This is a genomic window from Photobacterium phosphoreum (assembly GCF_002954725.1).
In the GTDB taxonomy this organism is placed as follows: Bacteria; Pseudomonadota; Gammaproteobacteria; order Enterobacterales; family Vibrionaceae; genus Photobacterium; species Photobacterium phosphoreum.
In genome coordinates this window covers 1,100,746-1,117,622 of record NZ_MSCQ01000002.1, presented here as the reverse complement: position 1 = coordinate 1,117,622, position 16,877 = coordinate 1,100,746, and the positions used below count along the sequence as shown (strand labels likewise).

The 16,877-nt window shown below is 38.5% G+C and carries 11 protein-coding genes; 5 read left to right on the top strand and 6 right to left on the bottom strand.

All coding sequences use genetic code 11. The features are described from left to right. Positions 1-174 precede the first annotated feature (174 nt). From putP to BTO21_RS16750, 4 genes are all read right to left on the bottom strand, one after another. Entirely contained in the window at positions 175-1,671 is a 1,497-nt protein-coding gene (gene putP, locus BTO21_RS16765) for a sodium/proline symporter PutP (protein WP_105026926.1), read from the bottom strand. A gap of 78 nt (positions 1,672-1,749) precedes the next feature. Beyond that, positions 1,750-2,442, bottom strand: a complete 693-nt coding sequence (locus tag BTO21_RS16760; protein ID WP_045028485.1) for an aldehyde dehydrogenase family protein — start codon at positions 2,440-2,442, stop codon at positions 1,750-1,752. A 9-nt stretch (positions 2,443-2,451) separates the two neighbouring features. Then, positions 2,452-5,592, bottom strand: a complete 3,141-nt coding sequence (gene putA / locus BTO21_RS16755; RefSeq protein ID WP_045028484.1) for a bifunctional proline dehydrogenase/L-glutamate gamma-semialdehyde dehydrogenase PutA — start codon at positions 5,590-5,592, stop codon at positions 2,452-2,454. Between the two features lie 198 nt (positions 5,593-5,790). Next, entirely contained in the window at positions 5,791-6,582 is a 792-nt protein-coding gene (locus tag BTO21_RS16750; protein WP_045028482.1) for an AraC family transcriptional regulator, read from the bottom strand. A 1,092-nt stretch (positions 6,583-7,674) separates the two neighbouring features. Here BTO21_RS16750 and uhpT point away from each other — a divergent pair. The 3 genes from uhpT to BTO21_RS16735 all read left to right on the top strand — a co-directional run bounded on the left by uhpT (position 7,675) and on the right by BTO21_RS16735 (position 12,345). After that, positions 7,675-9,063 (top strand): hexose-6-phosphate:phosphate antiporter, encoded by a 1,389-nt coding sequence (gene uhpT / locus BTO21_RS16745; protein ID WP_045028581.1) that lies wholly within the window; start codon positions 7,675-7,677, stop codon positions 9,061-9,063. 390 nt (positions 9,064-9,453) lie between these two features. Beyond that, complete coding sequence (locus BTO21_RS16740; protein ID WP_105026925.1) at positions 9,454-11,004, top strand: DUF1800 domain-containing protein; 1,551 nt, start codon at positions 9,454-9,456, stop codon at positions 11,002-11,004. A 6-nt stretch (positions 11,005-11,010) separates the two neighbouring features. Continuing rightward, the gene (locus BTO21_RS16735; protein ID WP_105026924.1) at positions 11,011-12,345 is read left to right on the top strand and encodes a DUF1501 domain-containing protein; all 1,335 of its coding nucleotides are present in this window, start codon (positions 11,011-11,013) and stop codon (positions 12,343-12,345) included. Between the two features lie 62 nt (positions 12,346-12,407). On the opposite strand, the gene BTO21_RS16730 is transcribed toward BTO21_RS16735, so the two are convergent. Then, the gene (locus BTO21_RS16730; RefSeq protein ID WP_105026923.1) at positions 12,408-14,090 is read right to left on the bottom strand and encodes an alpha-keto acid decarboxylase family protein; all 1,683 of its coding nucleotides are present in this window, start codon (positions 14,088-14,090) and stop codon (positions 12,408-12,410) included. Positions 14,091-14,282: 192 nt separating this feature from the next. On the opposite strand from BTO21_RS16730, the gene BTO21_RS16725 reads away from it, so the two are divergent. After that, complete coding sequence (locus BTO21_RS16725; RefSeq protein ID WP_045028481.1) at positions 14,283-15,194, top strand: LysR family transcriptional regulator; 912 nt, start codon at positions 14,283-14,285, stop codon at positions 15,192-15,194. Between the two features lie 304 nt (positions 15,195-15,498). After that, on the top strand, positions 15,499-16,128 hold the full coding sequence (locus tag BTO21_RS16720) for a hypothetical protein (protein WP_105026922.1): 630 nt from the start codon (positions 15,499-15,501) through the stop codon (positions 16,126-16,128). A 51-nt stretch (positions 16,129-16,179) separates the two neighbouring features. On the opposite strand, the gene BTO21_RS16715 is transcribed toward BTO21_RS16720, so the two are convergent. Continuing rightward, positions 16,180-16,383 carry a hypothetical protein gene (locus BTO21_RS16715; protein ID WP_107189588.1) on the bottom strand — a complete coding sequence of 68 codons (204 nt, stop codon included), beginning with the start codon at positions 16,381-16,383 and terminating at the stop codon, positions 16,180-16,182. Positions 16,384-16,877: the final 494 nt, after the last annotated feature.

The window sequence follows — 16,877 nt, the reverse complement described above, 5'->3', positions numbered from 1 at the left end:
TAAAATCCCTTATTCAATATTACGTTAATAGCTATTTTACTGCTTATCTTCTAATTACTATGCACCTTTATTAGCTAAGCATCAGCCTCGAAATACCGATTTTTATTCAATATCACATTGCAACAATAAGCATCCCTACCAATGTAAGGATGCTTGATAAGCAATAGTAAATAACTACTCGAAATCAACTAAATTTTGCTGGTAACGTTGAAATTGCTGTTGTACTAACGCTGACGGTGCTCCCGTCATTTTACTCACAGCAACGACGGCAATGGTCGCGAGAATAAACCCTGGAATAATTTCATATAAGTCAAAAATACCCCCTGTTATTTGCTTCCATACCACTACAGTGACCGCCCCAACAATAATGCCGGCTAACGCACCGTAACGGTTCATCGATTGCCAATATAAACTCAATAATAGCACCGGACCAAATGCAGCACCAAACCCAGCCCATGCATAAGATACGAGCCCTAACACTGAGCTATCAGGGTTTAGTGCCAGTAATAATGCAATAATTGATAATACAATCACCGCAATACGCCCTACCGTAACAATCTCTTGGCTCGAAGCTTGAGTGCGAAAGACTTGCTTATAAAAATCTTCTGCCAGTGCGGAAGATGACACTAATAATTGTGAATCAGCAGTGCTCATTATCGCAGCGAGAATAGCCGCTAATAATATGCCAGCCACCAGAGGGTGAAAAATCGCATTCACGAGCAACATAAAGATCTTCTCACTATCGGCTAATTGACCACCGAGTTGACCATCAACAAAAATAATCCCCGTGAGCCCAACAAGCACCGCACCGACCATTGACAAAGCCGTCCATATCACTGCAATACGGCGAGCCGTAGCAATATCTTTGTTAGAACGTGTTGCTTTAAATCGCGCTAAAATATGGGGTTGTCCAAAGTATCCGACTCCCCATCCGACTAATGATAGAATGGCAATCCATGATAAAGGCTCACCTTTGACATTACGCCATAACGTTAATAACTCAGGATTTTTTTCATAAAGCATATCGATTAGATGATGTTGATTTAAATTCATCGCTGCAATAGGCACAATCACTAACGCAGCAGACATCAGTAAACCCTGTACTAAATCCGTCCATGACACGGCTAAAAAACCACCAAATAAAGTATAAGACACCACACAAACGGTACCAAGAATGACAGCAACGGTGTAATCAAGTCCAAATACAGTCTCAAATAATTTACCGCCGGCAACTAACCCTGCACTGGTATAAAAAAGGAAAAAAAGCAAAATAAAAAATGCGGATAGGGTTTGAATAAGTTTAGATTTATCATCAAATCGTCGCGATAAAAATTCAGGTAATGTTAATGAATTATCCGCAGTAATACTGTAAGTACGCAGACGTTTGGCACAGATTAACCAATTAAGCCACGTCCCCAACAGCAGCCCTCCAGCTAACCATAGCGATTCAATCCCAGCAAGGTAGGCATAACCGGGTAACCCAAGTAATAACCAACCACTCATATCTGACGCTCCGGCTGATAACGCAGCAGGCCATGGCCCAAGAGATCGGCCTCCCAGAAAGTAATCACTTGAATTTGCGGTACGCTTATAAGCAATATATCCAATTGCTAACATAGCGATGAGGTAGGCTATAAACGTAACAGTTATAGCGATGTTATTTTCTATCATTCATTTATTCCTTTTGAATAGCCTCTGTTCATTGCAAAGGCCTATTATGATTACTGCATGTAAATCGCATTACACTGTTTAGCCACTTCCTAATTCTAATAAAGTGGCATTTCCTCCTACCGCAGTAATATTAATCGTCCGTGTACGTTCAGTAACAAAGCGTAAGCAATAACGCTGAGCACCAATAACAGGTAATGCCTCTCCATCAAGTTCGCTAACTAACTGCGCTAATAATCCTTCTCGCTGTGCTAATTGACGCGCCAACTGTTGCGCTGTTTGAAGATCACCACAATAAGCAACACCTGCAATTTGAGGGGAATTAACTAACGCATCAAGATGAGCAATATTAACCACCGTTATTACGCCACTCAGACATCCCAATTGTTCAAGTTCAGTGCTTATTTGCGTCGCATAGTGATCATCGTTAATGCACAATAATACTGAGTTACCACACACCAATGCCGCGGTTAATTGACCCACAATCGCAGCGGCAGGGGCACCTTGCTGCGCAGTCACAATAAACACCCCTCGACCACTGCAATACAGCGCATTCGTTTCACCTGTTGGCCCCGGCATCAGCTCAGTGTTAGCAACATATTCCAATGCATTTATACATTGGTAATTCACCATCACGCTAATATTCATCGGTAACTGCTTTGCCCAACGTTGTAAAATCACCGCCCGCTTATCAAAACCCAAACTATTCCAACTGATCATCGCCGCATCACTGTGATCAATTAAGACTTGCAACATATTCGCTGTTTGCTGCATGACGACTCCTTATTTTTTATTTATTGGCTGAATGCAATCTTGAGTAAACCGATACAAATAATGTGGCCCACCCGCTTTTGGTCCTGTACCCGATAGTCCTTGACCACCAAAAGGTTGCACTCCGACAGCAGCCCCAACTTGATCACGATTGATATAACAATTACCTACACGGGCACGTTGCTCTATATCAAGATAAGTACGCTCATTGCGGCTATGGATCGCCAGTGTTAATCCAAATCCAGTGTGGTTTATTTGATCAACAATCTGATATAACTCGTTAGCCTTAAACCGAATCACATGCAGAATTGGCCCGAAATGTTCTTGTTGTAATCGCTTAATATGGCTAATTTCAATGGCTGTTGGTGGCACAAAATAACCGAACTGACATTCAGCACTTAACGGCGTTTGAGCTATCAACTGTGCTTGATTTTTTAACGTTTCAATGTGAGTAAGCAGTTTGTTACGCGCTACGCTGTCAATGACTGGCCCAACATCCGTTCGATGAAGTTCGGGACGTCCGACCTTGATCTCAGCCATTGCGCCTTTAATTAAATCAATCACCCGATCAGCAATATCTGCTTGAACAAAAAGTACTCGCAACGCAGAGCAACGTTGGCCGGCCGATGCAAAGGCAGATCGCACCACATCACGCACGACTTGCTCAGGCAATGCTGTACTATCAACAATCATTGCATTTTGTCCTCCCGTTTCTGCAATAAAGGGCACTGGTGCACACTCCCTTGCCGCTAGCGTACGATTAATCACTTGTGCGGTTGGCGTTGACCCCGTAAAGACCACGCCTGCAATACGCTCATCAGACAATAATTGCGGGCCAATATCCGCGCCACGCCCAGGCAAAAACTGAATAACGCCAGCAGGGATCCCGGTCTCAAGCAGAAGCTCAATCGCACGATAAGCAATTAATGATGTTTGTTCGGCAGGTTTAGCAACAACGGTATTGCCCGCCGCTAATGCCGCACTAATTTGACCGATAAAAATCGCTAATGGAAAATTCCAAGGACTAATACACACAAAGACCCCTCGGCCTTGATAGCGTAATTGCTGATCAATGCCACAGTAATTGGTGATCCGTTGCGGTGACTCAAAATGTTGGGTCGCTTGCTGAGCATAGTAACGACAGAAATCCACGGCTTCCCGTATTTCATCAATCGAATCTTGAATCGTTTTTCCTGCTTCACGATGGCATAACGCCACCAGTTCGTGTTGATGCAACTCTAAACGCTCAGCAAGTAACAATAAATAGCGACAACGAACAGAAGCAGGGCTGGTCGACCAATCACTAAATGCATTCGCTGCCTGTGATATCGCATTATCAACGTGAGCATGGGTAGCAAAAGTTACCTCACCCACAACCTCTCGTCGATCATAAGGTGCAGTCACTGTTATGATCTCTGCGGCAACATCAGTGGTGGTCATCGGTAACGGCGTCGCATACCAGTAATGTTCAGCAAAAGCCGCGACACCAGCATTGAAAGGCTGCCATTGGGAATCAATATCGATATTGATTGCGGTTGAGTTTAGGCGTTCATCACCAAAGATTTTTGGCGGTAATGGAATCAAATTATTATGTAATGTTTGGCGCTTTGCTAAGCTATCAACAGGGTGCTCTGTCAGTTCTGCAATCGGACAATCTGCATCAACCAAACGATGTACAAATGAACTATTGGCACCATTTTCCAGTAATCGTCGCACTAAATAAGGCAATAGATCTTTATGGCTCCCCACTGGCGCATAAATACGAACTTGTGCATGGTGCATTGCCATCACATGGTTATAGAGCGCATCGCCCATGCCGTGTAAGCGCTGAAATTCGTAATGATTATGTGGTGCCATAGCCACTATCGCGCTAACAGTATGTGCATTATGGGTAGCGAACTGTGGATAAATAACCCCATTTAATGCTGATGATAACAGCATACGCGCACAGGCTAAATATGATGTATCAGTCGCTTCTTTACGGGTAAATACTGGATAAGCACTATACCCTCCTTGTTGACTTAATTTGAGTTCACTATCCCAATAGGCCCCTTTCACTAAGCGTAATGGAATAACATCACCTTGCTGTTTAGCTAACGCAGCTACCCAAGCTAATACTGGTAAAGCACGCTTTGAATAGGCTTGAACCACGATACCAAATCGGCCCCAGCCTCGCATTTGCGGTGACTGATATAATTTTTTAAATAATTTTAATGACAGCTCTAATCGATCGGCCTCTTCAGCATCGATAGTAATCCCTACATTATGTTCGCGCGCGCAGAGTAACAACGATAACACTGAGTCAAACATTTCATTTAAGATCCGCGCTTCGCTCGCAACATCATAACGAGGATGTAATGCTGATAGTTTTATCGAAACCGTCGGATTGGGTGAGGTACTATTTGCCCCTTTATGAGCAGAATAATTATCACGTCCAACGGCAACGATCGCTGTGACGTAAGCTTGATAATATTTACTTGCATCAGCTACCGTTAATGCTGCTTCACCCAACATATCAAACGAGTAACTAAAACCTTGATCGCGCTTTGATTTACCATTTTTCATGGCTTCATCAATATCACGTCCCAACACAAACTGATGACCCATGACTTTCATGGCTTGATGCATTGCTTGACGGATCACTGGCTCAGACATTTTATTCACAAGCCGGTTAATCACATGAGATGAAGAACCATTGCGTGGCAGATCTAATCCAACAACCTTACCGGTTAGCATCAGTCCCCACGTCGAGGCATTCACAAATAAAGAGTCAGAATTTTTAAGGTGGGATTTCCAATCTGCAACCGTTAACTTATCGCGAATCAACGCATCCGCTGTCGCAGTATCTGGAATACGCATCAATGCTTCTGCCAAACACATTAGCAAAATACCTTCTTTAGTATCTAAGCTATATTCCAATAACAGCGCATCTATCATTTGAACGGCATGTTTATCTGCCCTTACACGTACAATTAATTCTGCTGCTTGTTGCTCAATGTTACTGCGCTCTTGCACAGAAGGCGCTGCTAATGGCAATAACTGGGCCAACCACCATGATTCATCTACGGCATAGTGGGGTGAAATCAGCGACCATAACCGATCTAGTGGTTGATCAATAAAAGAAGGCTGAAGAACATCAGCTGCATTGAACATAAAAATACCTCAATATAATCGGCACCATTAAAAACATTATCCATACAGGAAATGTTACAGTGTTGTTGTTTAAGGCCCGATACTATGCTGAGGAGCGATAGCCGTCTTGCTATTTTCTCTGAATATTTTTAGTAAAACTCTGCTGATTAACAAAATAAGACTCAAGCACTGTATTAGCAGTAACATTTAATGTTTGATTTAATCAAAAATGATAACAGTATTGTAAAAGCTATGCTGATAACGCGCCGGAGAAATACCACACAGGCGTCGAAATGCTTGAGAAAAACTACTTTGGCTAGCGAAACCACAAATTTGAGCAATATCCGCTAAAGTTAATTGACTCTCTTGTAGCAATTGCTTAGCAAGCTGTAACCGTTTTTGTAATATATACCGTTGCGGTGTAAAGCCTATTTGTGATTTAAACAATGCATAAAACTGACTTTCAGATAAAAAAGCTATCGCCGCTAATTGTGAAACTGAAATTTTATGATGAATATTACGCTCAATATAATTATCAATTATATCAATATCAATACGTTGAGATTGTTTATCACGGGGAGGAATTTTAAAATGACGGTGCAATACACACAGCAAAGTCATGGCGCATGCTTGCTGTAATAATTCATCATCAGGGCTAGCTTTCATCTCCAAAGACAATAATTGAATCAATCGTTGAGATTGATTATCTAAATTGAAATACCCTGAGCGAGAAAATAACTGCGTAATGCGTTGTTCCATTTGATTATTGTCGGTAAATACTAGAGGTAAATTAATCACTAACAATTCATTATCACCCACACCGACAAAGGTATGATCACAATTAGCCATCACAAAACAACCTAGGCCTGGATAGACTAAACTTGTTACTCCATCAATACCAAACTCTGATTGCCCAGATAAACTAATCACAATTTGGTGATGATTATGGCGATGATAACTCACGGTTTGAGACAAACTAACAACAGTTGATGATTGTAACTTCTGCAACATCATTACTTCCTTTCATACAACAAGAAATACCTTCCTTGAATCAAAAATAATCACCTAGCTGTATTGATATTCAATAGTTACCCACTTTTTTTGTGGATAAAATAAAAAAAAATTTAAAGATCAGTATGTTAATAATTTCAATAATAAAAAATAATAATTGGCTTTTTTTAGAATACTGAATACTTCCAACAAATAAAAAAGCCGCACTATACAAGTGCGGCTAGGATGTTGCGCTTAATGTACTTACATGGCACATCAAGTTGTTACGCTTCGTCACTCATTACGTTGAGTTTGGCGTGTCCGATAACTATGTATGGACCCATATATTGACGAAGAAGCAAGAGTTTTACGGTATTGCTATCCAAATTGTTAACAACTAAGAAGTGTTACCTTAGAAGCTTTTACGTATTTCACTTACTGTTACGCGTTGCAACTAGATCGTTATTAGTAACGGGTTGAATAGGTCTACTAATAACAACCGGGACCTGAATCCCCTGAGTTAGATGAAAACAGCTTGTTTCCTCCGTAAGCTCGATAATATATCTCAGTTCAGGTTAATTTAACTATGGTAGATAAATCGTAAATAGGCAAACTTTAAGCTGTGATCAACATCAAAAATATTAATCTTATTATTTTTCAATACGCTATTAAAAAAACGAATTCACACTAAAGCAACCATCTATTTATACTCATCAAAATGCTTATTAATATAATAAGTTTTATTTTCAGTTAAAATAATATTAATATTTACCACTAATATATGCAGTTATAGAAAAGCATGCTTAAAATAAGATCATATATAAACGATCATCACTATTTTTATTTTAAAATAAATAAAAGCTGTTATTCTCTGATTTATTTTCATATCTTTGATCATCTAATTTAGACTTCTCCGCACTTACACTTCAAAAGTGAAATCTATGTTTTACTATAAAAAATTAAAAAACGTGATCTAACAATGAGATTTAAAATTCCATTAAAAAACTAGGAAAAATTCTTAATCCCTTTATCTGTTGTATCGGTATGGTCTCGGCTGCAGCGATTTGTTCAATTAAATACAAATCTTATTTAAGCCCTAACGAGATCCAGCCGATGGAATTATCAATACTTAAACGAGTCCGCAAGCCCACGCTTGACCTATCGCCAACAGAACGTCGTAAACTATGGTTTTCTCCTTTTTTAAAATCCTATTTAGTAGTTTTCGTTAGTTATATGGCGATGTATTTAGTCCGTAAAAACTTTAACATTGCCCAGAATGATATGATTTCTGATTATGGTATGAGTTTAACCCAACTGGGTACCATCGGCCTTGGCTTCTCAATCACTTATGGTGTTGGTAAAACCGTTTTAAATTACTGGTCTGGCGGTAAGAATGCGAAAAATATTCTTCCTTTAGGTTTGTTACTCTCTGGTTTTTGTATTCTGGGTATGGGCTTAGTCATGGGACCGAGTTCTAGCCAATTTATTATGATGACCATCCTTTATGCGGCTTCTGGTTTCTTCCAATCAGGCGGTGGTTCAAACTCAGTAGTAACCATTACTAACTGGACACCACGTAATCGTCGTGGTTTAGGCGTTGGCTTTTGGAATATTTCACACAATGCGGGTGGTGCATTAGCCGCGGCTGTTGCGATGTTTGGTGCTGATTATTTCTTTGGCGGCGATGTGAAAGGGATGTTTATTTTCCCTGCAGTGATCGCCATTATCATTGCAATTATCGGTTTCTTTATGGGCAACGATAGCCCAGAAGCCTATGGACTAGGTACAGTAGAAGAAATTTTTGAAGAGCCTATTTCAGAAGAAGATAATGCCGTTAAAGAAAATCAATTGACGAAGATGGAAATCTTTAAGAAATATGTACTCTTTAACAAAGTCATCTGGCTACTTTGTTTTGCTAATGTATTCCTTTACATCGTGCGTAGCGGTATCGATCAATGGTCGACGGTTTATGCACATCAAATTTTAGGTTTCTCTAAAGACGTTGCAAACTCTGGCTTTACCATGTTTGAAATCGGTGCATTGGTCGGTACCTGTTTATGGGGCTTACTGTCAGACTTATTTAATGGTCGTCGTGGTGCTGTTTCTTGTATTGCATTAATTGGTATCGTATTTACCTTAGGTTACTATCAACACGCTGATTCTATTTTTGCTTATAAAGCCTCATTATTTGCACTTGGTTTCTTAGTGTTTGCCCCTCAACTGCTTATTGGTGTTGCTGCAATCGGTTTTGTACCTAAACAAGGCTTAGCCGCAGCTGACGGTGTAAAAGGAACATTTGCCTACTTAATTGGTGATTCGTTTGCAAAAATCGGACTTGGTTATATCGCCGAAGGTAACCCTTTCTTCGGTCTTGATGGTTGGACTGGTACGTTTGCCGCAATTAAAGCAGCCGCTATTGCGTGTTGTGTATTAATGGCGCTCGTTGCACTATTTGAAGAAATTAAAATTCGCAAATTAGCACAGCAACCAGCAGCATATTAATAGCTCGCCTTTATAAACAAACCCTTATACTCTTTCTAGTTGAAAGTATATAAGGGTTTTTTATTATCCTTAGTTTTCAAATAGAGCTTTTATTCTAAAGAATAATATACTAAATATTATTTATAATAAAAACTAACAGCGTTAATATACCAATAAAAATAAAGACAACATCGGCGATATAAAGACAAAAAAACACGTATTAGCAATAATTTTGATATTTATTGACCGTTATTATTAATATTTGCCTACATAGCAATACAAAAGTAAATTATCTGTCAGCATTTACAGACAAACATTCCTTCATGAAATATATAGAGTATTATCGACCGAATAAGAATCCATATATATCATAATAAGATTGGTACAATATAAGTACCAACAGGAATAATCATGACTGACACCAAAATATATAGCGATAACCTTCGTCAATGTGCTAAGTTTCTTTATCGGGGTTCATTCGGTCCTAAAAAAGGCCAAATAGATCTTCTTCAAAAAAAAGGCTTTGATGCTTGGTTTGACGACCAATTTTCAGCAACGCCCACCTACCAACTATCCAAGTTAAGATCACTCCTTAGCAGTTCAAGTTACCGTAACGCCCAAGATGACATGCGCCAAGGTATATGGTGGCAATGTACGATCACAGGTGAAGATCAATTACGTCAACGTATGGCTTACGCGTTAAGTCAATTATTTGTTGTTTCTTCACATGGCGTAGGTTCGGTCAACGAAGGCTTGGCAAATTATTACGACATGCTTGTTAAACATGCTTTTGATAATTTCCGAACCTTATTTAAGACCGTAACGATTAGTGCAATGATGGGTCAATATTTAACATTATCTGGTAGCAAAAAGCATAACCCACAAACCAATACCTTTCCTGATGAAAACTTTCCCCGTGAATGTATGCAATTATTCACCATTGGTTTATGGCAACTGGATAAATACGGTCAACCAATACTTGACCAAAATGGCAATAAAATACCGACTTATAATCAAGATGATGTCGAGAATATGTCACGTTTACTCTGTGGCTGGAATATCCATTATGACAATTGGCGTTATGATTGGATCTCTCCCATGACAGCGGATAATAGTCAGCATGATATGGGGGAAAAGACGGTAATGGGCACCCATTTCCCTGCAGGTCAAGATGCAAACCAAGATCTTGATGCTGTTGTTGATATGCTCTTTAATCATAGCAATACCCCCGTTTTTATTGCAATTCATCTTATTAAACGCTTTGTGACCAGTAATCCAAGTCGTAACCATATTCGACGTGTTGCCGAAGTATTTGAAGATAACGGCGACGGTATCCGTGGTGATTTGCAAGCCACCATTAAAGCCGTTCTCACCGATCCTGATGTTTTTAAAGGCATCAGTTACGCTGCAGAACACGATCCTAAAGATGAACACCAACATTTTGGTTTACTTAAAGAACCCTTACTTGTCGTTGCTAATCAATTACGTGCATTAAACATGCAAGCTGTAGGTGAACATTGGTGGGATACGCAATGGGCCGAAGTAACATACGGTCAAGCTGCACTTTGTGCTGAAACTGTATTTAACTTTTATAAACCTAATGATGCCCCTCAAGGTGAAATTACTGATTTAGGCCTTGCGGCCCCAGAATTTACAATAATAACCGCAGACATCATGCGCAAGACTCACAATCGAATGTGGTACAACACATTAAAATGGAATAAAACTGACGCCAAAGAATGGCATTGGGATCGTACCGATTTTCATGACCTATCAATGGGCACAACAGAGTATGTGGCACTTATTAATGAACGTTTTTACGGTGGCTTAATGTCACAAAGCCTTCAGGATTATATGTATAAGGCTTTATCTCTCCACACCGCACCTTATCAACTCAAGATCCGTTTTATCAACGCCATATACATTGCGACAACGGCACCTGAATTTTTCTGTGAAGGGTAATTAACCATGAAATTATCACGTCGACATTTTTTAAAAACCAGTGCCGTTGTTAGTGCGACGACCTTATCTACATCAACATTTGCCTCAGCCCTAACATCACCCAATGCTGCGCGATCATCAGAAAATGCCAATAAAGCCTTAGTCTGTGTGTTTCTTTTTGGCGGTAACGATGCTTACAATATGATTGTACCAACCCCTGGATGTGATGCCTATCAAGACTATAAAGCTGCTCGACCTAAAATGGGCTTACCTGAAACGCAATTAAGCCCTTTGAATTTAACCACAACCAATGGGGTGCCACTGAGTATTAATAATAACATGTCGTCATTATTACCTTTGTTTAAAGCAGGTAATGCAACGGCGATTATTAATTCAGGTCAGTTAATTCAACCAACAACGCGAGATGATATTAGTAATGATCAGGTTAAATTACCACAATTTCTAATGGCGCATAATCAGCAACAAGATCTATGGCAATTAGGTACTGAAAACCTCGGTAATGCTTATGGATGGGCAGGAAGAATGATGGACATGCTTGGTGCGACAGGTAGCCTATCTCCGTTGATTTCAATAAGCCAAGGTCAAAAATTGCTGCGCAATAAAAAAGCCCAACAAACGGTTGTTAATGGTAAAGGTGCAGGGAAATACTCGGCCTGGAATGATGAAGAACGCCTTGATGGTTATTTTGCTCATTTTACTCAACGCCAGTATAGCAATATTTATATGCGTAACTATGCCAGTGCGATGTCGCGTAACCTTTCTGAAAATGAAGCGATAAAAACAATTTTAGCTAAGCATCCAAGTCATGACACTTATCCGGCGTTAGATTTAGCAGAGCAGCTAAATATGGTCAGTCGTTTAATTAAAGCGCGTGATGATATGCACCAACAACGCCAAGTATTTTTCGTTGGTCTTGAAGGTTTTGATACTCATAAGGATCAACAAAATATTCATCCACAGCTACTTAAACAGGTGAGTGATGCATTAAGTGCCTTTAATGCTGATATGGTCGATTCAGGTCTCAATGATCAAGTAACTTGTGTAACAATGTCTGATTTTGGACGTCGTTTACAAGCCAATGCCAGTGGCACAGATCATGGCTGGGCTGGCCACCAAATAATCACAGGGGGAGCTGTCCGTGGTAATGAGATTTATGGTGAATGGCCTCAGTTAACGGTAAATAGTCAACATAACTATAATAATGGCCGTATTATTCCCACCATAGCAGCAGATCAAGTCAATGCTTCATTATGCCGTTGGCTGGGGTTACCCGCTGCACAAATATTATCAATCTTCCCTAATTTGACCAATTTCGATTCACCTTATATTGAATTTATTTAATTATATCTAACAATGCCGAGCCGATAAAAAGGCTCGACATTATCATCAGTTCAATAGCTTATTTAGTCTTCAACAGCCATCACGTGCACGGGAATACCACGTGCCGAATTGAGCTGAGCCGCTAAATTTGCCGCTAAAGCTGGCGTTGCCATCACCGCCGTTACTATTTCAATATATACCCCAGTGGTTGCTGTTTGTGCCATTGCTAATGCTTCATCAAGCTCAGCGTTAGTTTCTACTTTAGCTACTAACCAGTCACTAATACCAAACGCCTCAGGTAATAACGTATAATTCCACTGACATAAATCGTTATAAGCGATCATCGGATCTTTACACAAAATGCGTTCAATCAAATAGCCATTATTATTAATAACAAAAATAATCGGTGTTTGATGATAACGATGAAATTGTCCAATTTCCTGCACAGTTAATTGATGAGAGCCTTCGCCAGTTAATAACACGGTACGCTGCTGAGGATTCGCTAATGCAGCACCTAAAGCGGCAGGTGTCGCCCAACCAATACTGCCCCATAGTGTTTGATTGTAAAAACGGGCTTGCTTGGGTAAATGTGCCATTCCAAGCCCCATTGATACCGTCCCTGTTTCAGCAATAATCTGATCGCCCTCTTTAAAAAACTGCTCTAAGCGAGGGTATAAATAAGCGGTATCAATCGCAGCATCAGCAGCAGCTTGAACTGGGCGATAGCCCATATAACAAGGATAATTAATATTAGGGCGCGGTTTGATTAATGCGGTAATTGCCGTTAATAATGGTGCTAACGCAACTGCATCATAATAATACTGCTCATATTCAACCCGATCGCCATAGACATTAATCGTATTTTGTGGCCACCGCGCACTAAATGCGCCAGTATTAAAATCAGTGAATAATGCCCCGAGATTTATCACACAATCGCTATTTTCAACCATCTCGCGTACTGCACGATTAATCACTTTACCATCATATAAACCAATAAAATTAGGATGAGTTTCATCGATAATCGCTTTATCGGCAAACATTGTCGCAAAAGGAAGGTTTGCTGTTTCAATCAGGGTTTGAGCTTGATCTAAGGCGTTATACACCCGTAAATGCTCACCAACCATTACCACCGGATGACGGGCTTTATTGATCTGTGTCGCTATCTTTTGTGCTAGTGCGTCAACATCTTTAGACGCATTAGGCGCTGCATAGCAAAAATCAAAAGACTGTGGATGAGTTAATATAATATTGGCAATATCTTCAGGGACACCAATATAAACCGGACGCTTCGTGGTTAATGCCATTTGAATCATCCGTTGAATTTCAACATCAGCATTATCACGACTTAATACGACATTGCCAACGGTGACTTCAGCAGCCATTTTAGCAAAAATATCAAATTGACCATCACCTAAGGTATGGTGAATTAATTTACCCGTTGTCATCAAACTTGAACTTGGCATACCGACAATAAAAATCACAGGTAAGTGCGCAGCAAAAGAGCCTGCAACACCACATAACGCACTTAACTCTCCGGGACCATAGGTAGTATTTAATGCCGCTATACCATGAACACGAGCATAACCATCAGCAGCATATGCCGCATTTAATTCATTAGAACAACCAATCCATTCAATGTTGCTATCGTTACAAATAGCATCATTGATTGGAAAGGCAAAATCACCTGGAACACCAAAAACGTGATGCAAATTAATCGCTTTTAATGCTTCAATAAGATATTCAACAACAGTAAGTGACGATTTCATTTTTATAGCCTTGATAGTAAAAATTATCTACTTAACAATCAGTAGTCAGTTCAAACATCCTAATCCTTTTATATAAAAGGGTAAGTACCAAGATTCAAAAACTGTTTTGCACTTTTCGAAACAATAATATGTGTTTTAATGGATACACATTGCACTACAAAAAAATGAACAACAATATCGTGAGCCAATATTATGAAATCTATCGAATCTTTACGCTATTTTATTACTACGGTAAAACAAGGCAGCTTTTCAGCAGCAGCAGAACAACTTAATGTTGCTGTTTCATCTATTTCAAGGCACGTCCAACAATTAGAAAAAGAGTTTAATAGTCAGCTCCTTATTCGGCATACTCGACGGTTATCATTAACCGAAACTGGCCAACACGTTTATCGTCAAGGAATGGTTATTTGTGCGCAACTTGATCAATTGGCTGAAGAGGTCGCTTTACATCAACAACGGGTTCAAGGACATGTCAAAATAAGTGCCCCACTATGGTATGGCACTCATTATATCGCTCCGCTATTACCCGTATTACAACAGCAATGGCCTCAACTCACTATTTACCTCAATTATGGCGAAGAAGCATTAGATCCTTACGGCGCTGACTATGATATTTATATTCGTATTGAAGATTATTCCGACAGTGCTTTTATTGCTCGGCCGCTACAACATATAGAATATTGGGCCTGTGCAAGTGCTGATTATTTAGCAACAGCAGCACCAATACACCAGCCAGTCGATCTTAAACAGCATCAACTGTTAGCTCAAAACTTTAGAAATATTAGCACCCAATGGTACTTTGAACAGACTCAGCCAGACATAAAAACTAAACAAAAAATAGAACTCAATTCAGCATGGTTATCAAGTAACAGCTCTTTGGCTTTATTAGAAGCAGCACTGCAAAATGGTGGTGTCGTTCTATTGCCACATCATATGGTAATCACAGCAATTAATGAAAAAAAACTAATACGGATATTAAATCAATATACCGTCTCACCGTTTAATACTGCACACTCAATGGCATTGGTTTATACCAAAGATAAAACACAAGATTTAAAAACAAAAGTAGTTATTGACCATCTTTTATCTCAACTAGGTCAATAGTTATAAATTACTCTTAAATAGATAAATGATACAGTGATTACCCGTCATTATTTATCTATTTATCTATTTATCTATTTATAAAATAATAATATTAACTTTACCCCCCAACAAACCAACAAATCTGTTGCATATAAAATAATTTAATGGTTTTTAGTAAAAGTCTTTTACTTATTTATGATTTAATTCTATTTGAAATGGATAATTAATTAACTTATTATACGCCCCTACTCACAGGGACCGTAACTGATTGATTTAATTAAATCATATTCAAAGGATAATTATAAAACAAAACAACAGTGATATTATGTCTAAACACTTTAACTATATAGTCATGAAATTCATTAATTTCATTTTTATTCTAATTCTTATGATACTACCTATTATTGCTGTTCGTTACGATGTATTAACATTACATAATAATATACCCGAACAATCACTAACAGAGTGGACTGAAGAAATGTTTTTGGCTATTACTGCCGGATCTTTTTTATTTATCGGATTCACAGATAAAAAACATCATCATGGGTTTATATTAATTTCAGCTTTCTTTTTCTGTATGTTAATTAGAGAACTCGATTCATTTTTTGATAATGCAGTCTTTCATGGATTTTGGGTTTATCCCGCGATAATTACTGCAATCACGGCACTTTATTACTCCATACAAAAACGAGAAAATACACTTAACACATTATATTTATTTGTAAAAGACAAAAACTTCCCAATATTATGCATCGGGTTAGCCATTATTTTTGTATTCTCACGATTATTTGGCATGGACGTTTTTTGGCATCAAGTAATGGGTTCTGATTTTCAGCGTATTGTGAAAAATATTGCAGAAGAAACCACTGAACTATTAGGTTATACAATAATAATTTATGCTGCAGCTAATTATGTATTTTCATTTAATAACAAAAAAATCAATCATTTAAAATAAAAAATCATCGTCAGCCATAAATAACTTATGGCTGATTTTATGATAAAACAATTAAGCATTGGATGATTCAATGCTCATCTGTAATACATCTTCACCCGCCACAGCAAAATGTAACTCAATACTACCTTTAGAGGTGATGTTTTTTATTAGTTTTATATCATGTTGACTATATTGTTTTAAAACAAGCTCATGAATTTCAGAAATCAATTTATCTTTATCCACTGCAGCTGTATTTTTTTTGCTTTCAAACCACATAAAACATTTCACACACTGATTATAAACACAGTAATAATAAACCAAAACAATCATTTTCAAAAACACATAATTGTTAACAAATATTAATCACATCACAAAGATAGTCACAAAAAATAACATTTGGGTCAAATTAGGCACTATTCATATTAGATCGCAATTTTTGAACACTCTATGACCGACTACTTGTAACAAGTGATTATTGATATCATTAACTAAAATTAACATAGCCATTAATTAATGGGATGCCTACAGCCAGTATCATTTAACAATAATAAACCAACGATTCAATATAAGTAATTTTTATTAACTATCTTCACCTTCAAAATAACAATAAAAGCCCACTACGTTAAGATCACCATTAATAGATAAAATAACTTGTTCTTAGTGGGTAATAATTACTCCTAAATAAATCAGTATCCATAATAAATAATGCCTATTTTTTAAATAATATTTGACGGTTGCTATCAACCCCGATATAAATGTAATTGATATCT

Coding starts and splice junctions, on each gene's coding strand:
- BTO21_RS16750 (WP_045028482.1), bottom strand. CDS start 6,582: ATGTTGCAGAAGTTACAATCATCAACTGTTGTTAGTTTGTCTCAAACC.
- BTO21_RS16720 (WP_105026922.1), top strand. CDS start 15,499: ATGTCTAAACACTTTAACTATATAGTCATGAAATTCATTAATTTCATT.
- BTO21_RS16715 (WP_107189588.1), bottom strand. CDS start 16,383: ATGTGGTTTGAAAGCAAAAAAAATACAGCTGCAGTGGATAAAGATAAA.
- BTO21_RS16740 (WP_105026925.1), top strand. CDS start 9,454: ATGACTGACACCAAAATATATAGCGATAACCTTCGTCAATGTGCTAAG.
- BTO21_RS16730 (WP_105026923.1), bottom strand. CDS start 14,090: ATGAAATCGTCACTTACTGTTGTTGAATATCTTATTGAAGCATTAAAA.
- uhpT (WP_045028581.1), top strand. CDS start 7,675: ATGGAATTATCAATACTTAAACGAGTCCGCAAGCCCACGCTTGACCTA.
- BTO21_RS16735 (WP_105026924.1), top strand. CDS start 11,011: ATGAAATTATCACGTCGACATTTTTTAAAAACCAGTGCCGTTGTTAGT.
- putP (WP_105026926.1), bottom strand. CDS start 1,671: ATGATAGAAAATAACATCGCTATAACTGTTACGTTTATAGCCTACCTC.
- putA (WP_045028484.1), bottom strand. CDS start 5,592: ATGTTCAATGCAGCTGATGTTCTTCAGCCTTCTTTTATTGATCAACCA.
- BTO21_RS16725 (WP_045028481.1), top strand. CDS start 14,283: ATGAAATCTATCGAATCTTTACGCTATTTTATTACTACGGTAAAACAA.
- BTO21_RS16760 (WP_045028485.1), bottom strand. CDS start 2,442: ATGCAGCAAACAGCGAATATGTTGCAAGTCTTAATTGATCACAGTGAT.